The organism is Bradyrhizobium sp. UBA2491, from assembly GCF_002341725.1.
Classification (GTDB): Bacteria; Pseudomonadota; Alphaproteobacteria; order Rhizobiales; family Xanthobacteraceae; genus Bradyrhizobium.
In genome coordinates, this window is the sequence record NZ_DDOP01000016.1 from 1 (window position 1) to 6,091 (window position 6,091).

At 60.5% G+C, this 6,091-nt stretch carries 3 protein-coding genes; all 3 read right to left on the reverse strand.

Annotated elements, in window-relative coordinates; translation table 11 throughout:
• Window positions 1-240: 240 nt before the first annotated feature.
• The gene (locus B2W55_RS05040) at window positions 241-4,239 is read right to left on the reverse strand and encodes an NACHT domain-containing protein (protein WP_043855117.1); all 3,999 of its coding nucleotides are present in this window, start codon (window positions 4,237-4,239) and stop codon (window positions 241-243) included.
• Between the two features lie 159 nt (window positions 4,240-4,398).
• On the reverse strand, window positions 4,399-5,271 hold the full coding sequence (locus tag B2W55_RS05045) for a hypothetical protein (protein WP_024583731.1): 873 nt from the start codon (window positions 5,269-5,271) through the stop codon (window positions 4,399-4,401).
• Window positions 5,272-5,822: 551 nt separating this feature from the next.
• The gene (locus B2W55_RS34220) at window positions 5,823-6,059 is read right to left on the reverse strand and encodes a hypothetical protein (protein WP_063830199.1); all 237 of its coding nucleotides are present in this window, start codon (window positions 6,057-6,059) and stop codon (window positions 5,823-5,825) included.
• Between the last annotated feature and the right edge of the window lie 32 nt (window positions 6,060-6,091).

Consider the following 6,091-nt stretch of genomic DNA (forward strand, 5'->3'; position numbering starts at 1 on the left):
GACGAGACGAGCGCTACCGCCAAACCGAGCCGCTCAAGGGGGTCAAAATTGGAAGCCGATACGGGGTCAAATTTGAACGCCGATTGACACGCGAACGTATCCATGCCAAACCGGTCTTCATCCGGCTGCGTGATTGGCTTATCGTTCGGGGAGGATTCTTGCGAGTTCATGGTTGGTTTTAAGTCGGCGTTCGGCGGCAAGCGCGTGCATGATCAATATGCATCTCGTCGATGCGGTCCCTCATACGTTACCCGACACGTCGATGACGATAACGGCGATGCGCTTGCGCATGTCTAGCGGGATGAGATCGATCAACATCTGCTCCATCTCCGCCGCCGTTTGCGGACGGTTCCGGCCGCCGGGCGGCGCGGGTATCGGACTTGATCTCTTGTCCCCGAACCAGAAGACGCCGTAAACGCCAAAGCCCTTGGCGTCCGGATCGGGCGTGTAAAATCGCTCGAGCTGCCCCTCGATCGCCGTCCAGACCTCGGCATGATAATCGCGCTTCAGCTCGCACAGGATTTTGACCGACGGAACTGTGACGGAAATGTCCGCCCGTTTGTCGGCGACCATATGCCCTTCCGGTTCAACGGTGATCCCGAGCGGCTGCAACGATGGGCGCATGAGATCGACGAGGTGATCCCGGCAAGCTTCCTCGGGTCGCGGGGCGGAAGGGCGTGCATAGTGATCGAGATTCCAGAAGCCCTTGAAGATATCGGTGTTGGTTCGCGCTATGCGACGTTTTAGGTCATGGAGGTGCGCGACGAGAAGCGCATGCAGATCGGCCGCGGTGGCCGGGCGTCCATTCTCCAGGGCGGCGATCGTTTCGCGCCAGTCGGGCCGGTCGTATTCGGCGTCCCTGCGGCGCTGGCGCTGGTTGGCCAGCGCGTGAAGAAGATGGGGCCGATAGGAAGCAAGTGTGCTATTGGCGATCAAGCGTTGCAGTGCCTCGGTTGCCGCGGGGCTGGGTGAAGCAGAAAGGGTGCTGATGAGATTGCGAACCCACTGGGCGGCGTCCCAGGGATTCTGGTCTCCATTCCACCCCTCCGATGGGAAAGGCGCTTCGGGATAACGGGAGCCCGCAAGTGTCGTGAGAAATTCCAACATCGCCAAGGGCGTGTGCGACGGCTGCCCCTGGTCCGCGAACCCGGATTTATCGCGCAGATCGAAGATGAACCCGGATTGAACACCGGCGCGCTGCGTGACCGCGGTTTCGAATTCGGAAGGAGAAAGTACATAGGCGGTGGCGAGCCAAAGATCGCGCTGACGTTCGCTCAACGCCGTGCTCGCAAGGAGGCTCCGGGCTAAGGCAAGCATGCGCGCATGGGCTGCGGGCCTTTTAGCCGCGGCGTTCAGCAATTCATCGACACGATACGGATCCGCGTTAGGAAATTCACGCAAAAGATCGAGCACGAGATCAATGCGCTCGGGCTCGAAAGCGTCTTCGGTCAACAGCTCGTGGATGCCGTCCGCAATCTGCTCGTTGCGCGAAAGCCGGAGGCGCGCTGCGGCAAGGTAGGCTTCCTTCGCGAGATCAGGCCGGTGCTCCGTCACTTCCCCGCGCCAAGGCTGAACTTTTGACCGGCTTGTGTCCTCCTCATTCTTGGGCACGGGACTGGTAAGGTCGAAGACCAGCATGCCCTTCAGAAAATCATCCGAAAGTCCGGCAAGCCCCTGGCCGGTGGAGCAGCGCTCGTTGAGCCCGGCGGTCAAGGCGTACCACCAATCGTAACGCTTATGGTCTGCAGTGAGCGCCATCACATCCGCAAAACTGGGAAGGTCGTTGCGCGATAAGGATGCTATCAGGGCCTCAAGCGCCGCTTCGCGCCGCTGCTCGCCGAGCCATGCGACAAGGCGCGCGTGCGGTGTGGCGTTTCGTTCGGTGTCGTTATACAGCGCAAAATAGATCCTGCCGAGGTGGGCAAGCCAGCCTGCGTGCGCGCCGCTCTTAATCAGGGCGGCATCCTGATCGAAGTCTTGCCGCTGCTTGTCGCGTGCAGCGCCTTCGTCGCGATGGCGCCTTGGCAACCGGGAAAGATAATTATCGGGAAGATTCGTGACGATGCCTTTGGCGCGGACTTCCGCCAGGCGCGCGTCGCCATCGGCCAGTGACCAGAGGCGCGTAAATACATCGTCGGCATGCGGCTGAGTTGCGTGAATGCAAAGCGCAAGCGTGAACTCGAAAAGGAGAAGCTGGCGGTCACTGCCTGCTGCAGCCGCGCCGAATTCCTCCATCAGCAGATCGAGCAGGGCGTCGGTGCCGATCTCAAACAAGATGGCTTCACGGAATGTGTTGAACGCGTACCAGCGCTGTTCATCGACCGGCACGGTGCGGAAGAAATGGCGCGCGATCTCGGCTAGCCGCTCGGGAGTGGTTTGCATCGCGACGCGTAATCCGCGCGCGCGGCCTTCGCCATCCTTGAATGCGGCGCGCTTTCTCAACCAGCGGAGCGCGCGTTCGGGATCGACAGTGCCGGGGGCCTCCCAAGCGCGAACAAGAAGATGGGCATAGAGCGAGGCAACTTCCCAGCGGCGGCGATCAAACCCGCCACTCTCGCGGTCGGGGAAGTCAATTCCGTCCAGGATGGTTGGCAGGACGGTGAGCGGCAGATGATCGTGCAGAGCCCAGAGCGTTCCTGTGCCCGCCATATCGCCACTTTCAAAGCAGTCATTGACCAGGGCGATGACGTCAGTAGCACCATACGGATCGCCGTAAAGCGCAAGCAGCGCTTCGACCCGAAGACGGATATCGTTCACGCTCTTGCCAAGCTGTCCATAAGCATTGCGCAGAGCTGCCTGGCCTGCGGGCCCGAGGCGCAGCAGCGCGGCGAGCGCGTGTGCCCGCTCGGCGTAAGGTGATGCTTGCCTCCTTACGACCGCTTCGAGATCGGGCAGCATCTCCGGAAGCGGCGTTCCAAGCGCGAGCGCGTCCACCACGACCGAGCGAATGCCAAAGCCCGAAGCAGGATTATCGAGAATGGCGCGGAACTCCCCCACCACATCTTTCCGCGCGAGCCCGCCGATGGCTTTGGCCTGCCAGGTGCCCGACCGAAACCATGGATTTTCGTTCGACAGCCGGTCGAGAGCCCGGATGAGGCAGGCGCAGGCGGAAGGCGACAAGGAAGCGGCATCACCATAGGTGAGAACGCCATAGGGGTCCGTCTCGATTAGTTCGTTCGCGCGCTCGGGCAAATGAACCGCGAGCCATGCATGAAGACCGCGGAGTTCGGATGCGGGATGCCCATCGACCCCCATGAGGGCGGTGACCCGACCGAACGGGAGGCCCTTGCGAATACGTCCGGCGAGGAATTCGGCCGCAAGAAATTCGGCGGTGGTGCGGTGCGCGTAGTCGACGGTCTCCGGTTCGGCCCCAGCATCGAAGATCCGCCGGCCAAGCGCGGCCTGCACCCGTTCCGGCTGGAAAAACGTCACCGTGCGATAGCCCGGAATTTGTTCGGTGCCTTCCTGATCCGTGAGACTGACGGCCTCGACATCGCTGATCAGGCGGGCGGCGCAGACGCCGCCAGCTGCGGGCCGCAAGTCCTCGACCGAGAACGCGCCGCTGCCGGTACGCGCGCGCTCCTTGTCGAACTCTTGCAGCATGAGCTCGGTCGACATCTCGAAAAGTTCTTTGCGCGTCGCGGGCCAGCTCCCGGTCTGGACGGCACGCCGAAGCATGATGAGATTTTGTGGGTTTTCGAGGAAGTCATCGAGGTTTCGCTCGGTCGCTTCCTTCAGGAATGCCTCTGCAGCCCCGTGATCGAGACCCTCCGCCGCAAGCACGGCCAGTTGCTCGTCGCGGGAAAGACTTTGGAGTAAGAGAACCGGCGGCTCGCCTTGCTGCTCGAAATACGGTTGAAATCCAGCAAGGTCGCTCTCGCCCAGCCAGTCGGCCACGCGGCACGAGATCCTGACCTTGCCGGGGTCCACGGTAAAGAGCTTCTCGACGATCTCATCGACGGTGTCGCGGTCGGCGCGCCCCGCGCGTTTTTCATCGAGGCCATCGATGAAAAGCGCCTGGCCGCGAAGGCGATCGCCGGGAAGGCTCAAAAACGCGCGTGCCTTTAAAAACCGTCCGCCTTCACGCTCGGCCGCCTGTTTAAAGACATGGGTTTTGCCTGCGCCGGGGTCGCCAAGCAGAACGAGGTTCGGACTGGCCGCAAAGTCGGTGAAGGGCCGGGTGCCGGCATCTTGCGGTCGGTCGGATTTGAGGTTGAGTTGGCGAACAATGCGGGTCATGGTGGATCATGTGGGCTGCAAGGACGGCCGACTCGCCCAAAGAGGTCTGTGAGCTTACCATTTCTGAAGACATCAGGAGCTTATCGTCAGGGGCCTCGATCAAAAATATGGTTGCGGTGCGGGCCAGCGAGGGCCGTCGCCCGCTTGGCCAACGGATTGCTAGTTTTTGCCAAACGGGGCAGCTCTTCGGCCCGCCGCCGACGCCCTTGCTTCGTGTTTGCTGGGAACGAAAGCCAGGAATTGTTTTAGGATGAAAGCTGAATTGTCGTAGATTTCCTGAGCCATGGCGTCTTTGCTGAGAAGGCCATCGAAAGAGAGCGCCTGAGCGACAATGCTGGCATCGATGATATCATTGCGGATGCGATCTTTCCCTACTTTCTTAGCGCCACCGACCGCGATCCAACGCAAGGCGTGCATGGTGGCGCAAATCGAGAAGCGAAAAATGTACGTGTGCATTAGTTCTTCCCAGGATGGCAGGGGCATTCCCTGTGTCGCGAAGAACCCCGCTGCGAAGTGGAGGAGACGATCATGAATCTTTCCGATCATGTCCTCCGTAAGTGGCTCTTTATTGCGGAGCCGGCGGAGCTCCTCGTCGGTGAATTGTTTCGCAGCCTCTTCAAGGTCGGCAGCAAAGCCGTCCGCGCCTCGCTTGATAGCTTCCAAATGCTCAGTAGCGCCTTCGCGGGCGCGATCGAGGCGCGCCTGCTCGACCACGTCGCCGCGTTCGAGCTTGCCCCGGCCTCGCTCAGCCCATCGTCGGAAGGCCCTTGTTCGCTTACCATCCGAGAAGCGCTTTTTAATACCCTTGCGCCTTCCGCGCATGGTCGCGAGAACACTTGTTTGTTTACCCAGCACGACCTGCTTCGGGTAGTCGGCGAGAATGCTCGTCGATTTGATGATGTTGTCTTTCCCCGCCGCAACCATCTCGACTTCGGTGTAATCGGGCACGATGGCAATATTTGAACGTGAGGCGGCAAGGTACGCACGCAGGTCCTCGTCCTGCAGAAAATTAGTGTCGATGACCTTGCGCATGGATATCCCCTGGCGACGTGAGCCGATCAGAAACCGAGCTAATTGAGAACAGCGCGTGCGTGAACACATTTGTGGTCTCGCCACCTTACGTGGCGAGGGGAAAGGTTACGGTCTTCCTTATCCGCGCCGTGCATGACTTCGATCAGCCGCTCGTCGGGCAGGGGCTTCTGCAACGCGGCGGCCTTGTCCCACGGGGCGCGCGTCCACACATCGTATTCTCCCGAAGTCAAGGATGACTGGCATGGCTTTTGCGTGAACGGGAGCGACCACGCCATTCGCCGGACAAGTTAGAAACGCACAGAGTAAGGTGAGTGCCTTCGATCGGGTTGGATTTGGTGCCGCGCGCCCTACTCCATTCCGTCCATATCCCCGCGAATGAGAAGACCGGCCGCGATCTGTCGAGCGCAGACCAGACCACGTCCCTCTTTCCAGCCATTGCGTGCTTTTGAGCCGTCGGCGATCTTCAAGGAAACCGGATTGGGCTTGTCGTTGTACTCCGAAAAGCTGGTCGCGGGCACGAGACAGTGGTTACCAGGCTTCAGCCATCGGCGCTAATGGGGCGATGTTGGATCGCGGATATTCGTTTTGGTACCGCCATGCCGCGGCGGGTAGGCATCCCAGAGCATCTTGATGAGTTCGCGCTCGCCACCCGCAGCACGAACGACCGGCGCTTTGCAATCGGGAAACACCGCTGGCATATTGCGTAGATTTCCCGCCGCGTCCCGCGTCACCCTGAATAATGTTTTGATGGCGTCCTGATTGGTGGTGATGCTGTGGAGTGTGCCCATGTTATTGCAGATAATCCTTCTTCAGTCGGTTC

Coding starts and splice junctions, on each gene's coding strand:
- B2W55_RS34220 (WP_063830199.1), bottom strand. CDS start 6,059: ATGGGCACACTCCACAGCATCACCACCAATCAGGACGCCATCAAAACA.
- B2W55_RS05045 (WP_024583731.1), bottom strand. CDS start 5,271: ATGCGCAAGGTCATCGACACTAATTTTCTGCAGGACGAGGACCTGCGT.
- B2W55_RS05040 (WP_043855117.1), bottom strand. CDS start 4,239: ATGACCCGCATTGTTCGCCAACTCAACCTCAAATCCGACCGACCGCAA.